General features: G+C 64.5%; 15 protein-coding genes, 1 tRNA gene, 1 pseudogene and 1 riboswitch. Of the genes and pseudogenes, 9 read left to right on the top strand and 8 right to left on the bottom strand.

Features of this window, described 5'->3' with window-relative positions; all coding sequences use genetic code 11:
* Positions 1 to 221: 221 nt before the first annotated feature.
* The 7 genes and pseudogenes from ACYDAT_RS02325 to ACYDAT_RS02295 form a co-directional block, all read right to left on the bottom strand.
* Positions 222 to 528, bottom strand: a pseudogene (locus ACYDAT_RS02325) (acyl-CoA thioesterase); the annotation flags it as partial.
* Entirely contained in the window at positions 515 to 1,546 is a 1,032-nt protein-coding gene (locus ACYDAT_RS02320) for a ribonucleotide-diphosphate reductase subunit beta (protein WP_461448409.1), read from the bottom strand. The gene ACYDAT_RS02320 and the pseudogene ACYDAT_RS02325, both read right to left, overlap by 14 nt.
* Positions 1,547 to 1,565: 19 nt before the next feature.
* Positions 1,566 to 3,968 carry a ribonucleoside-diphosphate reductase subunit alpha gene (locus ACYDAT_RS02315; protein ID WP_461448366.1) on the bottom strand — a complete coding sequence of 801 codons (2,403 nt, stop codon included), beginning with the start codon at positions 3,966 to 3,968 and terminating at the stop codon, positions 1,566 to 1,568.
* A 190-nt stretch (positions 3,969 to 4,158) separates the two neighbouring features.
* Positions 4,159 to 4,381, bottom strand: a riboswitch (cobalamin riboswitch).
* A 42-nt stretch (positions 4,382 to 4,423) separates the two neighbouring features.
* Positions 4,424 to 4,870, bottom strand: coding sequence for a DUF2784 domain-containing protein (locus ACYDAT_RS02310; RefSeq protein WP_461440275.1), 447 nt, complete (start codon positions 4,868 to 4,870; stop codon positions 4,424 to 4,426).
* Positions 4,871 to 4,952: 82 nt separating this feature from the next.
* Positions 4,953 to 6,077, bottom strand: a complete 1,125-nt coding sequence (zapE, locus tag ACYDAT_RS02305) for a cell division protein ZapE (RefSeq protein ID WP_461440276.1) — start codon at positions 6,075 to 6,077, stop codon at positions 4,953 to 4,955.
* Positions 6,074 to 6,766: an alpha/beta hydrolase gene (locus ACYDAT_RS02300; RefSeq protein ID WP_461440277.1), complete on the bottom strand. Its 693-nt coding sequence runs from the start codon at positions 6,764 to 6,766 to the stop codon at positions 6,074 to 6,076. The genes zapE and ACYDAT_RS02300 overlap by 4 nt, the downstream gene beginning before the upstream one ends.
* Positions 6,767 to 6,854: 88 nt before the next feature.
* Positions 6,855 to 7,376, bottom strand: a complete 522-nt coding sequence (locus tag ACYDAT_RS02295) for a c-type cytochrome (protein ID WP_461440279.1) — start codon at positions 7,374 to 7,376, stop codon at positions 6,855 to 6,857.
* A 221-nt stretch (positions 7,377 to 7,597) separates the two neighbouring features.
* Between ACYDAT_RS02295 and ACYDAT_RS02290 the strand changes: the two genes are divergently transcribed.
* Positions 7,598 to 7,674: transfer RNA gene (locus ACYDAT_RS02290), tRNA-Arg, on the top strand.
* 621 nt (positions 7,675 to 8,295) lie between these two features.
* On the opposite strand, the gene ACYDAT_RS02285 is transcribed toward ACYDAT_RS02290, so the two are convergent.
* The gene (locus tag ACYDAT_RS02285; RefSeq protein ID WP_461448365.1) at positions 8,296 to 8,547 is read right to left on the bottom strand and encodes a helix-turn-helix domain-containing protein; all 252 of its coding nucleotides are present in this window, start codon (positions 8,545 to 8,547) and stop codon (positions 8,296 to 8,298) included.
* A 125-nt stretch (positions 8,548 to 8,672) separates the two neighbouring features.
* Between ACYDAT_RS02285 and ACYDAT_RS02280 the strand changes: the two genes are divergently transcribed.
* From ACYDAT_RS02280 to ACYDAT_RS02245, 8 genes are all read left to right on the top strand, one after another.
* Entirely contained in the window at positions 8,673 to 8,909 is a 237-nt protein-coding gene (locus ACYDAT_RS02280) for a hypothetical protein (RefSeq protein WP_461448364.1), read from the top strand.
* Positions 8,902 to 10,149 carry an Arm DNA-binding domain-containing protein gene (locus ACYDAT_RS02275; RefSeq protein ID WP_461448363.1) on the top strand — a complete coding sequence of 416 codons (1,248 nt, stop codon included), beginning with the start codon at positions 8,902 to 8,904 and terminating at the stop codon, positions 10,147 to 10,149. The genes ACYDAT_RS02280 and ACYDAT_RS02275 overlap by 8 nt, the downstream gene beginning before the upstream one ends.
* Positions 10,146 to 11,105, top strand: a complete 960-nt coding sequence (locus ACYDAT_RS02270; RefSeq protein ID WP_461448362.1) for a hypothetical protein — start codon at positions 10,146 to 10,148, stop codon at positions 11,103 to 11,105. The genes ACYDAT_RS02275 and ACYDAT_RS02270 overlap by 4 nt, the downstream gene beginning before the upstream one ends.
* A 142-nt stretch (positions 11,106 to 11,247) precedes the next feature.
* A complete protein-coding gene (locus ACYDAT_RS02265) occupies positions 11,248 to 11,385 on the top strand; it encodes a hypothetical protein (protein WP_461448361.1) in 138 nt (45 codons plus the stop codon).
* A 117-nt stretch (positions 11,386 to 11,502) separates the two neighbouring features.
* Positions 11,503 to 12,204: a hypothetical protein gene (locus ACYDAT_RS02260; protein WP_461448360.1), complete on the top strand. Its 702-nt coding sequence runs from the start codon at positions 11,503 to 11,505 to the stop codon at positions 12,202 to 12,204.
* A 93-nt stretch (positions 12,205 to 12,297) separates the two neighbouring features.
* Positions 12,298 to 12,633, top strand: coding sequence for a hypothetical protein (locus ACYDAT_RS02255; RefSeq protein ID WP_461448359.1), 336 nt, complete (start codon positions 12,298 to 12,300; stop codon positions 12,631 to 12,633).
* 21 nt (positions 12,634 to 12,654) lie between these two features.
* Positions 12,655 to 12,969: a hypothetical protein gene (locus ACYDAT_RS02250; RefSeq protein ID WP_461448358.1), complete on the top strand. Its 315-nt coding sequence runs from the start codon at positions 12,655 to 12,657 to the stop codon at positions 12,967 to 12,969.
* Positions 12,970 to 13,320: 351 nt separating this feature from the next.
* Entirely contained in the window at positions 13,321 to 15,141 is a 1,821-nt protein-coding gene (locus ACYDAT_RS02245; protein WP_461448357.1) for a response regulator, read from the top strand.
* Positions 15,142 to 15,216 lie beyond the last annotated feature (75 nt).

Genomic DNA, 15,216 nt, shown 5'->3' with positions numbered 1-15,216 from the left:
CGGATGAGGGCGCGGGACGGAACGCGATGTTGGCGCATTCATGGCGCCGACTGCTCCGCCTCGACCCTCACCCCAACCCCTATCCCGACGGGAGAGGGGCTTTTGCAGCTGAACTTCAGCGCGAATCAGGTTCCTCCACGTGGCCGTGCCTGCGCAGCAACACTGCGCTCGCGCAAGCAGCAAGCGCACAACACTGTGTAGACCTGCAGCGCGCGCGTTAGTTGCATGCGCGTGCACAGATGACGCGCGCCGCTGAGCGGGGTTCGGCCACCAGGCTGACCTCAGCGCGCATCGGGCTGCGCCCAGTGGCCACCACGCGCGCAGTCGCCATCTGCCCGACGCGCACCGGCGCATGAAAATCCACTTGCTCGGAGCGCACCGTCACCACCGTGCGGCGCGCGTGGCGCGTGGCGGCGATGAACGCCGCCTGTCCAGCCACGCCAGTGCCTGCCCGCCGAACAGCGTGCCCGGATGATTGGCGTGATCCGGAAACACCATTTCGGTGCGGGTCACCTCAGAAGGCGGCATCGAAGGCCAGCTCGCCGCTGACGCCGACCTGATACGAGGACACGCGGCGCTCGAAGAAGTTGGTCAGCTCCTGCACGTCCTGCAGGTCCATGAAGGCGAATGGATTGCTGGTGCCATACTGCGGCGCGTAGCCCATCTGGCGCAGGCGCTGGTCGGCGACGTATTGCAGGTACTCGCGCATCTGCGCCGGCGACAAGCCAGCCACACCGCCGGACAGCACATCGGCGGCGAACTGCGTCTCGCAGGCAATAGCCTCGGCCAGCATCGCGCGCACCTCCGATTCCAGCGTGGCATCGAACAGCTCGGGCTGCTCGCGGCGCACCGTGGCGATCACCTCGAAGGCGAACGCCATGTGGCAGGACTCGTCACGGAACACCCAGTTGGTGCCGCCGGCCAGCCCGTGCAGCAGGCCGCGCGCGCGCAGGAAGTACACGTAGGCGAAGGCGGCGAAGAAAAACATGCCCTCGATGCAGGCCGCGAAACAAATCAGGTTGAGCAGGAACTGGCGCCGCTGCGCGTGCGTATCCAGGCGCCGCAAATCCTGCACCGAGTCCATCCACTTGAAGCAGAACGCGGCCTTGTGCGCGATCGATGGGATGTTCTCGACCGCGGCGAAGGCGTCCTGGCGCGCCTGCGCATCGGGCAGATAAGTATCCAGCAGGGTCAGATAAAACTGCACGTGCAGCGCCTCCTCGTAGAGCTGGCGCGAGAGGTACATGCGCGCCTCGGGAGCATTGATGTGCGTGTACAGATTCAGCACGAGGTTGTTGGACACGATCGAATCACCAGTGGCGAAAAACGCCACCAGACGCTCGATCAGATGCCGCTCGGCGGGGCTCATGCGCTGGCGCAGATCCACCACATCGCTGGAGAAATCGACTTCCTCGACGGTCCAGGTGTTGCGTATCGCGGCGCGGTACATGTCGTAGAACGCCGGGTAGCGCATCGGGCGCAAGGTGAGCGCGAAGCCGGGATCGAGCAGGCGCGCTAGCGTCGGTGCGGCCGCGGCGGCAGTCATCGCGGGGCTCGCGTCGAGGTCACTGGCAGGCATCGCAGTGCTCCGGGTTTTCCAGCGAGCAGGCCACCGCCTGTACCGGCGCGGCGCTGCTGACCGTGGTCTGCGCGATGCGCGTGGCCGGGCGCGAGCGCAGGTAATACGTGGTCTTGAGACCGCGCTTCCACGCGTACATGTACATCGAGGACATCTGCCCCAGATTGGGCGTGGCCATGAACAGATTGAGCGACTGGCTTTGATCGACATACGCGCCGCGCGCGGTGGCGAGCTCGATCAACGCCTTCTGCGGCAGTTCCCACACCGTGCGATAAATCTGCCGCAGCGGCACGGGAATTTCGCCGATGCCATGGATCGAACCCTCGGCGCGCTTGATCGCATCGCGCATCGCGGCGGTCCACAAGCCCAACTGCTTGAGCTCCTCGACCAGATAACGGTTGATCACCAGAAAATCGCCGGACAGCGTCTCGCGCTTGAACAGGTTGCTGATCTGCGGCTCGATGCACTCGTAGCAGCCGGCGATCGAGGCAATCGTAGCGGTGGGCGCGATGGCGATGAGCAAACTGTTGCGCAGCCCGTGCGCGCGGATGCGCGCGCGCAGCTCATCCCAGCGCGCGACGTCCTGCGGTTGCGCCTCCGGCCAGTAGTCGAACTGCAATTCGCCCTGCGCCGCGCGCGTGTCGGCAAAGGCCTCATGCGCGCCGCACTGCTCGGCCAGCACGCACGAGCTGCGCAGGGCATGGAAATAAATCTCTTCGCTGATGCGCGTCGACAGCGCCCGCGCCGCGTCCGAGTCGAATGCCAGACGCAGCCTGAAGAACACGTCCTGCAAACCCATCACGCCCAGACCCACCGGGCGCCAGCGCGCGTTGCTGCGCCGCGTGCCGGGGATCGGGTAATAGTTGAGGTCGATCACGCGATCGAGCTGGCGCACTGCCAGCGCCACGCTGCGCGCCAGCTTGTCGAAGTCGACGCCATCGTCATTCACATGCTGCGCGAGGTTGATCGAGGCCAGGTTGCATACCGCGGTCTCGGCCTCGGTGTTCACCTCCAGGATCTCGGTGCACAGATTTGACAGGTGCACCACGTTGCCGCTGGCGGCGGTCTGGTTGCAGGTGGCATTGCTGCGGTCCTTGAAGGTGAACCAGCCATTGCCGGTTTCGGCCAGGGTCTTGAGCATGCGCGCGTACAGCGTACGCGCCGGCAGGGTGCGCTTGGCCAGGCCGCGCGCCTCGGCCTCCTCATAGGCGCGGGTGAAAGCCTCGCCCCACAGGTCCACCAGTTGCGGCACCTGCTTCGGGTCGAACAGCGACCACACGGCGTCCTGTTCGACGCGCTGCATGAACAGGTCCGGGATCCAGTTGGCGAGATTGAGGTTGTGCGTGCGCCGCGCCTCGTCGCCGGTGTTGTCGCGCAGCTCGAGGAAATCCTCGATGTCGGCGTGCCACGGCTCCAGGTACACGCAGCACGCGCCCTTGCGGCGCCCGCCCTGATTGACCGCGGCCACCGAGGCATCAAGTGTTTTCAGCCACGGCACGATGCCGTTGGACTTGCCGTTGGTGCCGCGGATCAGCGCGCCCTGCGCGCGCACGCGGCTGTAGCTGAGGCCGATGCCGCCGGCGAACTTGCTCAGCCGCGCGACGTCGCTGTAGCGCGCGTAGATGCCTTCCAGCGAATCCTCGGGCGAGTCCAGCAGGTAGCACGAAGACATCTGCTCGTGCGTGGTGCCGGCGTTGAACAGCGTCGGCGAGCTGGGCAGGTAGTCGAGATCGGCCAATGCGCGATACAGCAGCATGGTCTCGGCCATGTTGCCACCGCCCAGCGCGCAGGCGATGCGCATGAAAAAGTACTGCGGCGTCTCCAGCACCTGACGCGTTTCTGGATGGCGCAGCAGATAGCGGTCGTACAGCGTGCGCAGGCCGAAATACTCGAAGTGCGCGGTGGCCGCGACATCGATGGCATCGTCCAGCTTGCGCGCGTGCGCGGCGCTGAATTCCGCGAGACGGGCGTTGATCAGGCCCTGCTGCGCGCCGCGCGCGATCGCCTGCGAATAGGCCTGGATATCCTGGCCACGCACTTCCTTCTCGATCACCTGCGTCAGCAGGCGCGCGGCGAGCTGGCCGTATTCGGGTTCCTCGGCGGTGAGCGCGGCGGCGGTGCGGATGGACAGTTCGTCCAGTTCGCGCGTGCTGGCGCCGTCGTACAGGCCGCCGATGGTTTTCAGCGCCACCTGCAGCGGCTCGACCGCGTGCAGGCCCTGCGCCGCGCGCGTCACCGCGCGCACGATCTTGCCGAGGTCTACGGCTTCGTGCGTGCCGTTGCGCTTGGTCACGCGCATGCCCGCCGGCGCGTGCGGCGGAGTGAGCGAAAAAGGCTGGGCGGCCGCCGCCTGTGCGGCGGCGGCGGTTTGGGTATCGAGCAGTTGCATGAGGTTCCCCGACGGCAAGGTGATGCATGACCTGCGCCCGCGCGCAGGGCCGTGGGTGGAAAGCGGAAGACAGTCGCAGCGGACGCTCGTGCGTCTCGGTTGCGACCGGCTTCCCCGCGGAAGCGGCCACCCGCACCGACACCCTGAGCATCACCGACCGCCGTCGCGTACCCTGCGACAACCGCCGGACCCGTGGCCCGGTGTGTCGGCAGGTGTTCGGGCTTGCGGACGCGGGCACGGGCTGTGGGCCTTGCCCTCCTAATCCCCGCCGCTTCCCGGGATGCGCGCATCCCAGTGCCTGGTGGCGAGTTTCGTTTCCGCTGACCGCTGCGGGGCAGCTCCGGAGTCGCACCGGATTCCCTTTTGAGCCGCACCCTGGATGAGGGTCGGACACCGACCATCGCAAGATAGTGTGCTTGTTCGCTCTGGTCAACCCAACATCTTGTGGTTCTGTCTCAGGACTGAGCGTTTGGGTGCCGCCACGCGCGGCGCGGCGGCCACTTCCACCACAGCAGCACCACATACAGGAACACCAGCACGTACACGGTGCTGAAAAACGCCATCGGCAGCGGCCAGTAAACGAGCCGGTCGACCCAGTGCTGGATCAGCGGCGTGCGCGCGGCCGCATGCTGCAAATCGTCCTGCCAGAGGGTGAGAAAGCACGCGCGCCCGAGCACCGCCTGCAGCGCCACCACCGCCAGCGCCAGCAGATGCGCGCTGCGCCACCACGGCTCGCGCACCCACGCCCAGCCACGCCACACGCCCAGCGGAATCAGCACCAGACCGGCGATGTTGAAAGCGATGATCAGCACATGTAGCGCCAGCACGCTGGCGGCGAGCACTGCATCAAGTTGCGGCCGGGAGACGACGGCGATCAACGCGGGCGCGATGAACAAGACCATGCGCGCAAGCCTACGCGCGTCGCAGCCACGCGGCGCAGGCGCACGGGCGTTGATTCAGGCGTGCGTTCCAAACCACCCCGCATCAAGCGTGATGTTCGCGCGTCAGATAGTCCTCGCTCTGCATCTCGATGAGGCGGCTTTCGCCGCGCGCGAATTCGGCGCGCAGGCGCTCGCCCTCGTACAGCTCGATGATCGGCACCGCGGCACTGCACACCAGCTTGACCTGACGATCGTAGAACTCGTCCACCATCTGCACGAAGCGCAGTGCCGGGTCTTCGCGATCGACATTGAACTGCGGCACCGCCGAGATCAGCACCGCATCGTGCGCACGGCCGATCTCGATGTAATCGGCCACCGCGCGCTGGTCACCGCACAGCGCGTCGAAATCGAACCAGATCACCTGCGCGGCGGCGCGCTTGCACGCAATACTGCGCCCGAGCACTTCGATGCGGCCATCGCATTCGGCCCGCACGCCGTGCGCGAGGCGTTGGAAGATCTGCTCCAGGCGGCGCTCGGTCTGCGCGCCCAGCGGTGTCAGCCAGGTCGGTGCCTGCTTGAGCGCGCGCAAGCGCCAGTCCTGCGCGCTGGCCAGCTCGATGACCTCGCAATGCTGCTGCAGCAGCTCGATCGCCGGCACGAAGCGCGCGCGCTGCAAGCCCTCGCGATACAGCCCGGTGGGCGGCGTGTTGGAGGTGGTCACCAGGGTCACGCCCGCATTGATGAGGCCGCGCAGCAATTCGGTCAGAATCATGGCATCGCCGATGTCGCTGACCTGAAACTCATCCAGACACAGCACGCGGATGCGTGCGCCGATGCGCGCGCCGATGTGCAGCAGCGGATCGGACGTGCCCTGCAGGCGCGCCAGTTCGTCGTGCACCATGCCCATGAAGCGATGAAAGTGCCAGCGCTCCGCCATGCCCGCGGGCAGGCCGTCGCAAAACAAATCCATCAGAAAGGTCTTGCCGCGCCCGACGCGCCCCCACAGGTACAGGCCGCGCAGCGGCGTCGGCGTTGACCCGGCGCGCAGGTGCTGACCCAAGCGCTGCAGCAAACCCGGCTGCGTCGCGAACTGCACACCGGACTCCGCATGCAGGCGATCAAAAGCCGGCAGCACCGCGCGCTGCGCAGGGTCATCCTGCCAGTGCTGTGCGGCGACGCCCGCGGCGTAACGCGCGCTGGGCAGCGCGAGACTCGGCGCTGCGCTCACGCCACCGCGCGCGGTGGCGGCAGCCAGCCGCGAATCGCGTGGCGCACCGCGCCGCGCAAGTCCATCAGACGGCGGTGGAAGAAGTGCCCGGTGTCCGGCATGCGGATCAGCACCGGCTTGCTTTCCAGCCGCTCGACAAAATCGAACACGGCCTGCGGATCGACCACCTCGTCATCCTCGCCCTGCACCACCAGCCACGGACAGCCCGGCAACGCCAGCGCATCGAATGGCCAGCGTCCGACCGGCGGCGCCACGCTGATCAGCGCCGCGGCATCGAGCTGGCGCGCGTGCGCGATGCTGACGTAGCTGCCGAACGAGAAACCCGCCAGCCACAGCGCATCGCCCGACTGCGCCTGGCGCACCCAGTCGGCCACGGCGACCAGATCGGCACCCTCGCCCTGACCTTCGTCGTAGCTGCCTTCCGATTCACCCACGCCGCGAAAGTTGAAGCGCACCGTGGCCAGGCCGGACTCCTGCAGCGTGCGTGCCAGCATGGTCACCACCTTGTTGCTCATGCTGCCGCCCTGCAATGGATGCGGGTGGCAGATGATTGCCGTGCCGCGCCGCGCCAGTTCGGGTTCTGGCCGATCCACGGCCACTTCGATTCTGCCAGCCGGGCCGACCAGCGCATGGCGACCGGCGACATCGGGAAAATGCGCCGGCAATGCTGCGAGAGGGGATGGACTCATGAGGTGTGTCTCGACTGCGGGACGACTCGGCGCGAGCCGGGCGCATCGGTCGTGCATGCGCGCCGTGCAACGCCGGCTGCGGCAGGGCTTATTTGACCTGCGACACCATCCACTTCACCGTGGCTTCGATCTGCGCATCGGTCAGCGCTGGATTGCCGCCCTTGGGCGGCATGAAATTGCCATCCGGGCCGTGATAGCCGTGAATCGCATGCTGCACCAGGACGTTGATGCCTTGCGCGATGCGCGGACCCCACATCGCCTTGTTGCCGATGATCGGCGCCCCGACGACGCCGGTCGCGTGGCAGGTGTGGCAGAGATGGTTGTAGATGTCGTGACCATTGAGCGTGCCGCCGTAAGCCACTTCGGACGCCGCGGCCTTGGCCGCCGCATCCTGTGCCGCTTTCATCGCCGCGGCACCGGCGGCGCCCGCATACACGCCGCCCACTGGCGCAATGCGCGCATCCACCTGCTGCTGTAACGCCGGATCAGTGGGCTGCGGCATGCGATCGTAGATATACGCAGCCAATGCGATCAGGCCGAGCGCTACCAGTAGAAGAATGGTGAGGACGGTCGAAAACTGCCGCAGAAAACGCTTGTCGGATGGGCTGATCGGTCCACTCACGAGTACACCTCTGCTCGATCCTGAAGGGGGCCTGCCCGCTGGGGCAGCCAATCGGTGAAGTATAGCCAAGCTCCGCAGCCGCTCAACTCAGCGGCTGTTTTCACGCGCTGGCGCAGCGCGCACGGCTGCTCGGCAACTGGTCCGACCTGCATGCGCGACACGCAACGGCGCGCCACGACTTGCGCGATCCGTGTCAAAATCAGTACCCTGCGCCCGTAGCTCAGCTGGATAGAGTACTGCCCTCCGAAGGCAGTGGTCGGGGGTTCGAATCCCTCCGGGCGCGCCACATGACATTGGTCAAGCGGACTTCGACCGGCCCTCCGATCTGCGTTGCGTTGTAAAGATGTCGGAGCCAAGGCCAGGCAAGCATCCCGAGCCCTGTCGCACTTCGACGGGGCTCTTTTGATTTGGATGTCCGAAAGGCGCAGTTGACCAGTGCTCCAGTGACGCAGATTTAGGTCAAAGCGCGACCTGGGACAGTTCTGGGACGTTTCTGGGACAGTTCTGGGACAGTCCATGGTGGCCCGGTGGAAATTCGAATAATGGTCACTGTGACACGGACCGTCGATGATCCGTGCCCTTTGATGCGCGTCAATTTTCCTGCGGCCACCGCCGACCAGACGTGGTTCCAGGACCGCGACGTTGCGCAGCCATAAGCAAGGTTTCGCCGCGATCACGCAACTCTGCCCTCTGCTTGGTGGATGACCATCGACTGGAGTGGTTCTCCGCACAAAGGCACCGACAAAAGTGCCGACATGCGCATGCATGGGTCTAGTTGGGGTGGGGCCTATCTAAAAGGTCGCGGCGCGATCTCGATCTTGCGAGCATCAATTGATCGGCCAGCGCGTTCCGGACCCGGACGGGTCATCGCGCGCGCCCAGCCTCCCGAGGCGACCCTCTACTCCATTCAGCCAATTACATCCGGTCCACGTAGCTGATCGTCGGGTAGATGTTCTACCAGCTCCTCGATCTGACAACCGAAGTAGGTGCACAGCTTGTCGAGCACGGCAGTCTGCACGTTGGCACCGTGCTGATTGGCGATTTTGGAAAGCGTCATCCGGTTCAAGCCGGTCGCAGCGGCAATGTCCTGCAGTTGTACCCGCCTCTTCTCGCGGAACTCCAAGTCAGCGATGCGCTCCTTGAGCTTGAATCTTAACATGTCATGAACGCCGATTGTTTTAAATAGCATAAGATATTGCTTTTGATCACCAGATGAATATAATAATCATCACGTGATAGCCTAATTCATCACGTGAAGACGAACTCTATCATCAGAGGATCAAAATGAGCGCCACCTATCTTACCACCGAACAGCTCGCCGACAGGATCAAGTACGAGCCCCGCACCATTCGCAGCAGCCTCAAGGACACGGTCCTGCTGGAGGGGGTCCACTATTTCCGCCCGTTTGGCGGCCGGAAGATCCTCTACATCTGGGAGCAAATCGAGCGGGACATGATCCAGGGTGCAGCTGAGCGCGACATCTCCATCCCCATGGCGTCGGGTTTGGCCCTCCATGGGTAAGGTGCGCGTGCGTCCGGAAACGGGGCGCCTCTATTTCGACTTCCATTTGCAGGGAGTCCGTTGCCGTGAGCACTCGGCTCTGCCCGACACCCACACCAACCGGCGTCGCATGGAAAAGGCCCTGGAGCGCATCGAGGCGGATATCGCCGCCGGCACATTCGACTATGGCACCACCTTCCCCGGCAGCAAGCGGGCGCAGGCATTCGACAAGGCGCGCGGTCCCGCCATCTCTGCCACGAACCGAATCCGTCGCAGTGATCTGCCCCGATTCGGCGACTTCAGTCGGCAGTGGGCCCTGGAGCGCAGCGTCGAATGGCGCCACTCCTACGCCATTGCAGTCGAGTCGATCCTGAAGATCCATCTGCTGCCCGCCTTCGAGGATCTGTCGCTGGATCAGATCGACCGGGCCCACGTGATGGACTTCCGTCGCAAGCTCGCCGAGCTGGTGCACAAGCCCGGTCGCCGTGGGGGCGTGCTCTCGCCGGCGACGATCAACCGGGTGATCGGGATCCTGCACATGGTGATGGCCGAAGCGGCCTTGCGCCACGGGGTCGAGAATCCCTGTCTCGAGATCCGTCGCCTCAAGCTGCAGCGCACGGACATCCGGCCCTTCACGCTGGAGGAGATCAACCGGATCCTGGGCGCGGTCCGCCCGGACTACCGCCCCTACCTCACCTTCCGCTTCTTCACCGGCGTGCGCTCGGCCGAGGCCAGCGGCCTGAAGTGGCGGTACGTCGACTTCGAGCGCAACCTGGTGATGATCCGCGAGACGTTCCAGGATGGCCGGACCGAATACACCAAGACCGACGGCTCCCAGCGTGACCTGCAGATCAGCGGGCCGGTCCTCGAAGCGCTCTGCGCCATGCGCCCCGACGGCTATGAAACCAATCCTGCCGCCTTCGCGGACACCTATGTCTTCCCTACGCGCGCCGGCCGGCCGGTGGACACGACCAACTTCGTCTACCGGGTATGGAAACCTCTGCTGGAACGACTCGCAATTCCCTACCGGCGTCCATATGAAATGCGCCACACCTGCGCCACGCTCTGGCTCGCAGCGGGCGAAGCCCCGGAATGGATCGCGCGCCAGCTTGGCCACACCACCACCGAAATGCTGTTCCGAACCTACAGCCGCTACGTCCCCAACCTGATCCGGCGCGATGGCACCGCGTTCGACCGCATGATTGCCGGCGCCCTACATGGCGGCGTGACCTCCCACGACCCCGCAAAGGGTGCGACATGAACCGCCTGCGAATCGTCCCGTCATGGCAGGCGGGCAATGAAGGCCCCGCGACGCCAGCCTATCTGCCGCTCGCACGACTGCGCGCACATGCCGGCCAGACCATCACGGGCCAGTATCGGCTGACCGCTGCGACCGACGTGTCCGCGGCGACGCCGCGCTTGCAGCTCACGCTGGCCGATGCCACGGGCTCCGTGCTGGGCTTCGTGTGGCCGGAGCACCGCGAGCATGTGCAGATTCCGCCTGTCGGTCGACCGGTGCAGGTCGAAGCTTCTGTTCGCTTTCATGAGGGGCGTCCGCAGCTGTGCATCACGCGTCTGAGCGGACTCGATGCCGATCAGGTGGCGGTGGCGAGCGACGTGATCTGCGCGCCGAGCCAGAAGCGAACTCACGACCTGCTACGGTCTCTCGAGCTGTCGCTGCCGCAGCCCCTGCGTGGCTTTCTGGTGCGGGTCCTCCTCGACCCTGCAATCGGCTCGCCCTTTCTGGCCTGTCGTGCAAGTGGCCAGCATCACCACCCGGAACAAGGCGGCCTGATGGTCCACAGCCTCGAGAACCTCGACCTGATCGGCGCCACCGTGCGGCGGACGCTGCCCGACGATCCGGTTTCCGTAGCCATCGCCCAGATCGGCTACCTCCTGCACGACGTGGGGAAGATCCGCACCGTCGGCGCGTCGGCCCGGCCCGCGCTTCATCATGTGGTGCGCCACGAAACCCACAGCCTGCTCCTGCTGGCGCCGCATCTGGAGTGGCTGCGTTCCCAATCGGCCGAGGTCCATGCCGCGCTCGCCTATGTCCTGGAATACCTGGCCACACCGGCGGCCTCGCGTTCCCGGGCACGCTATTTCCCGGCCGAGGTGGTGGTGCAGTTCGATCAGTGGAGCGCGGCCGCGTATGCCCGCAGGGACATCAAGGCACTCTGTCGGCCTGCGCGCTCGCGCCATGCGGAGGTGGGGTGATGCGTTTCCGTCATGCTGGAAATGCGGCTCGTAGTCAGCCCATGCCGGATGACGTGCAGACACCACGTCAGGGTCGAAGTGGCTTGATCGCTCGATACCTCGCTCCCGACGCGGCGCACGCGTCCAATCCAAGGGTCCACACATGAAATCGAACCTGATCGTCCTCATCGCCGTGATTGTCTTTCCGTTGGTTGCCCTGGGATCCGGCCTGCTCGCAGAGCGCCTGATGGGTCCTCGCGCCCGCAGGAAGCGCCGTAACCATGGCAAGTCCAGCAAGTAGACAGGTGCCGCTGAAGCCCGGCGCGCCCTGGCCTGTGAGTCCGGGCAAGGTCAGCCGTCGCCCCGGCGATGCCCATCCCATCCAGAAGCGGGCCGTCGGCCCGCAACGAGGAATGTCATGACCCGCAAAGCCAGCTCAAACAAGCGCCCGCGCAAGCTTGGCAAGGTCCAGGCCCACCCGCTGTTGAACGCGGAATGGAGCGAGGCGGAGACCATCGCAGGCCAGCAGGCGGTGGATGAGCGCACCTATGATTTCCGGACGGCGATCGCCGAACTGGCCGAGCTTGGCATCGCCGAGCTGGCGCGCATGGGCTTCCAGACCACCGAGCCGAGCCCGCGCCTCACCCGTGAGCGGACGCTGCTGGAACTGTTCGACCTGTGCCGCACGCGCAGCTTGCCCTACGACAAGGACGTGGTTTATTACGCCAGCACGCAGGTGCTGGCCCATTTCGACCGGTTGCCTCGAGTCGGCGACTATTACCTGAGCGTCGGCGAGCTGCGCGAGCAGCTGGCGGGACTGCCGGCGCACATGCCCGTGGCCTATCAGCGGATCGAGGATCACTACTTCCAGAGCGCGGGCTGGAAGACCTATCCCTTTGTCTTCGAACGCATTCCGATGGACGACCCGTTGCTCACGCCGGCAGAGCGCCGCAGCAAGATCAAGCAGCTGCGCGAAGGCAAGGTCCCCGGCGTTCGCGTGCGGGAACGCGGGGGCAGACTCTTTCAGGAAGCCCTCTCGGAGTACATCGTCGGGTGGTCCGGCGGCGTGCGCACGGATGACGAGGGCCGGCGCATGTTCCTCATCGATGCGCTCTACTGAACATCCGCCGCGGGCAAGTTTGCGCGTCGTTAGCCCTGTCCTGATACCCGTCCTGTTTCTCTTGCTGGGTTTCGTCTTGAAGTGCCCGAACCGATGGGCGAACCGCTCGACACCCTGATGGAGCTGGACGGCATCTTCTCCGGCACGCAGGCGTTGCTGGAGGATCCCGCGAAGCCTGCCAATGCCAAGGACCTGGAAGGACTCCGGAAACACATCACTAAGCTGACCGCCATCGCCGAGCAGGAAATCCACGCCGTCGTCCTGGGTGCGCACGTGCTGCGCGAGCAGGCTTGCGCTGGAGGAGAAAGAGGGATCGGCCGTGCACTGACGGGATGCCGTAGTCACAGCACTGGCATCAAGGCACCGCGAATGGCACAGTGCGACCCGAAGGAGACGGTCGAGATTGGGCGGCATCAAATTAAAATCTGATTGTCAGTCTGGAGACGTGCAATGAGCATCGTAGAAGAAATTGAAGGTCGACGCATCGCCAAGGACGTCGAGGCGCGCGCCAAGGCACTAGGAGTCCTTAACCGATCCAAGTCGAAGATGCCGCAGTGGCTGAACCTTGTCTTCATCATCGCATCGGGCGTTGGGCTCGGCGCGCTCGGCGCGCTCGGTGCGGCCGGTATTCTGGGGATCGGGATCGTCGCCGGTTTGGGCTATTTCTTTGGTCTCACGTCGTTCTTCGAAGTGATGCGGCTGCGTCGTCGACTCGATGCCATGACCACGCTACTTCGCCTGAGCCAGTGTCTGCCGACGGAGTAAAGGCACATCACGGTCATGCGACAGTCGGGTAGCGCCGACGTGTTAGCAGCGCATCCACCGCCTGCATCCAGGTTCCCACGGCGCCACCATCTGCAGCAGGGCGCCCCATACGAAGTGGAATAGGCTCGCCAGCGCCTACGACGCGTGCAGGTAGGACAGCAGCGCCACCTCGCTCTGCTTTGTTAGTATCAGTGGCATCGTGCAGCTTCGGATGGCATGCTTCGACCCGAAGGAGACGGTCGGGCCTGGGCGGCAGATCAAATTGAAATCTGATTGTCAGTCTGGAGACGTGCAATGAGCTTCGTTGAAGAAAATAGGTCAAGCTAGTCAAGTTACCGAAGGAGCGAGCGTATGACTGCGACGCCGATTCGAGTGCTGTTGCTGGAAGACAATCCGGTCGATGCGCGCCTTGTTCAAGCGACGCTCAATCGCGAGGCTGCTGGCAAGTTTGTCATCACCACCGCCGAGCGGCTCGCCGACGCGGTGGCGCGCTTCGTCACCGAGTCCTTTGACCTAGTGATTTGCGATCTCGGTCTGCCTGACAGCGATGGGTTGGCGACGGTCCGAGCAATCGTCCTTAATGCTCCCGCACTGCCGCTCGTTGTCTTAACCGGATCGGACAATGAAGACCTGGGGCGCGCGTCGATCGAGGTTGGCGCGCAGGATTATGTGGTCAAGGGGGAAACCAAACCGTCAATCGTGCGAACGCTGCGCTACGCGATCGAACGCAAGCGCCTCGAAAATGCGGTGCAGATGGCGAAAGAGACGCTGGAACAGCGCGTCGCCGAGCGCACAGCGGAACTCGACACCGCAAACCATGCGCTGCGCGAGAGCGAGGATCGCTACCGCGACCTGGTCGAAAACAACCAGGACATGATGTGCATCCACGATCTTGAAGGAAAGCTGCTGTGGGTGAATCAGGCAGCCGCGCGCTTGACCGGGTATTCGAGCGCAGCGCTGCTCGAGATGAACATGGTCGATCTGTTCACGCGGGGTACGCGCGACACTTTTCCAGCCTACCTCGCCGAGATCCAGGAGAATGGCGCGGCGCATGGCTTGATGCGCATTCGCACCGCCGCGGGTGAAACGCGCTGGTGGCAATACAACAACACGCTGCGCACCACAGGAGTGGACACGCCCGTGGTGCGCGGTATGGCGCAGGATGTCACCGAGCGCAAACGCGCGGAGAAAGCGCTGCGCGAAAGCGAAGATCGTTTTCGCGGCCTGGTGGAACAGCCCATCGCAGGCACCTACATTGTCCAGGACGGCAAATTGGTCTATGTGAATTCGCGCTACGCCGAAATCTTCGGCTACCCCTCGGCCGACGAATTGATCGGTCGCGATGTCCTGTCGATGGTTGCCGCAAAAGACCGCGATGCCAGTGCGGAAAGCATGCGCCTGCGGATCGAAGGTGAGTTCGACAAGACCAACTATGAATTCACCGGCCTGCGCAAGGACGGCTCGACCGTCGAAGTCGGCGTGCATGGCGCGAGAGCCACCCACGGCGGCCGGCCGGCGGTGATCGGGCTGGTACAGGACATCTCCGAGAAAAAACACGCCGAGGAGCAGATCCAGCTTTATGTCGAGCAACTCAAAATTGCGTTCATGAGCACCGTCGAGGTTGCAACGACGTTAAGCGAAATGCGCGATCCTTACACCGCCGGGCACGAGCGGCGCGTTGGCGAACTCGCAATGGCGATAGGTGCCAAGCTCGGCTTGGATGAGCGCAGGCAGGAGGGGCTGCGCGTCGCCGGCTATCTGCACGATATTGGCAAGATCAACATTCCCGTGGAGATCCTTTCCAAGCCCGGCAAGCTCAGTCCACTCGAATACGAGTTGATCAAAGGACATCCACAGTCCAGCTTCGACGTCCTGAAGGATGTGCCGTTTCCCTGGCCGATCGCGCAAGTTGCACTGCAGCATCACGAGCGCATGGACGGCAGCGGTTATCCGCAGGGCCTTAATGGCGAGGCGATGCTGCTTGAGGCGCGAATTATTGCCGTGGCCGACGTAGTGGAAGCAATGTCCTCGCATCGGCCGTACCGGCCCGCATTGGGGATCGAGAAAGCCCTCGCGGAAATCGAGCGTGGACGCGGAACGGCGTATGACTCGGTGGTCGTCGACGCGTGTTTGAAGATGTTCCGGGAGAATAGCTACGCGATTCCCTCTTAGTTCGGGCCGATAGTGGGGATGCGTGAGTGGCGGCTGCTGGCGCTGTCGCTCCTTACGCTACCAGTTGACATGCGG

Source organism: Metallibacterium sp. (genome assembly GCF_054637675.1).
Note: the sequence above shows the minus strand (reverse complement) of the source record. Positions and strands in the feature narration are given on the sequence as shown.

Excerpts from the sequence above, each read along its gene's own strand:
- ACYDAT_RS02320 (WP_461448409.1), bottom strand. The coding sequence starts at position 1,546 with ATGACTGCCGCCGCGGCCGCACCGACGCTAGCGCGCCTGCTCGATCCC.
- ACYDAT_RS02315 (WP_461448366.1), bottom strand. The coding sequence starts at position 3,968 with ATGCAACTGCTCGATACCCAAACCGCCGCCGCCGCACAGGCGGCGGCC.
- ACYDAT_RS02310 (WP_461440275.1), bottom strand. The coding sequence starts at position 4,870 with ATGGTCTTGTTCATCGCGCCCGCGTTGATCGCCGTCGTCTCCCGGCCG.
- ACYDAT_RS02300 (WP_461440277.1), bottom strand. The coding sequence starts at position 6,766 with ATGAGTCCATCCCCTCTCGCAGCATTGCCGGCGCATTTTCCCGATGTC.
- ACYDAT_RS02285 (WP_461448365.1), bottom strand. The coding sequence starts at position 8,547 with ATGTTAAGATTCAAGCTCAAGGAGCGCATCGCTGACTTGGAGTTCCGC.
- ACYDAT_RS02280 (WP_461448364.1), top strand. The coding sequence starts at position 8,673 with ATGAGCGCCACCTATCTTACCACCGAACAGCTCGCCGACAGGATCAAG.
- ACYDAT_RS02275 (WP_461448363.1), top strand. The coding sequence starts at position 8,902 with ATGGGTAAGGTGCGCGTGCGTCCGGAAACGGGGCGCCTCTATTTCGAC.
- ACYDAT_RS02270 (WP_461448362.1), top strand. The coding sequence starts at position 10,146 with ATGAACCGCCTGCGAATCGTCCCGTCATGGCAGGCGGGCAATGAAGGC.
- ACYDAT_RS02265 (WP_461448361.1), top strand. The coding sequence starts at position 11,248 with ATGAAATCGAACCTGATCGTCCTCATCGCCGTGATTGTCTTTCCGTTG.
- ACYDAT_RS02260 (WP_461448360.1), top strand. The coding sequence starts at position 11,503 with ATGACCCGCAAAGCCAGCTCAAACAAGCGCCCGCGCAAGCTTGGCAAG.
- ACYDAT_RS02255 (WP_461448359.1), top strand. The coding sequence starts at position 12,298 with ATGGGCGAACCGCTCGACACCCTGATGGAGCTGGACGGCATCTTCTCC.
- ACYDAT_RS02250 (WP_461448358.1), top strand. The coding sequence starts at position 12,655 with ATGAGCATCGTAGAAGAAATTGAAGGTCGACGCATCGCCAAGGACGTC.
- ACYDAT_RS02245 (WP_461448357.1), top strand. The coding sequence starts at position 13,321 with ATGACTGCGACGCCGATTCGAGTGCTGTTGCTGGAAGACAATCCGGTC.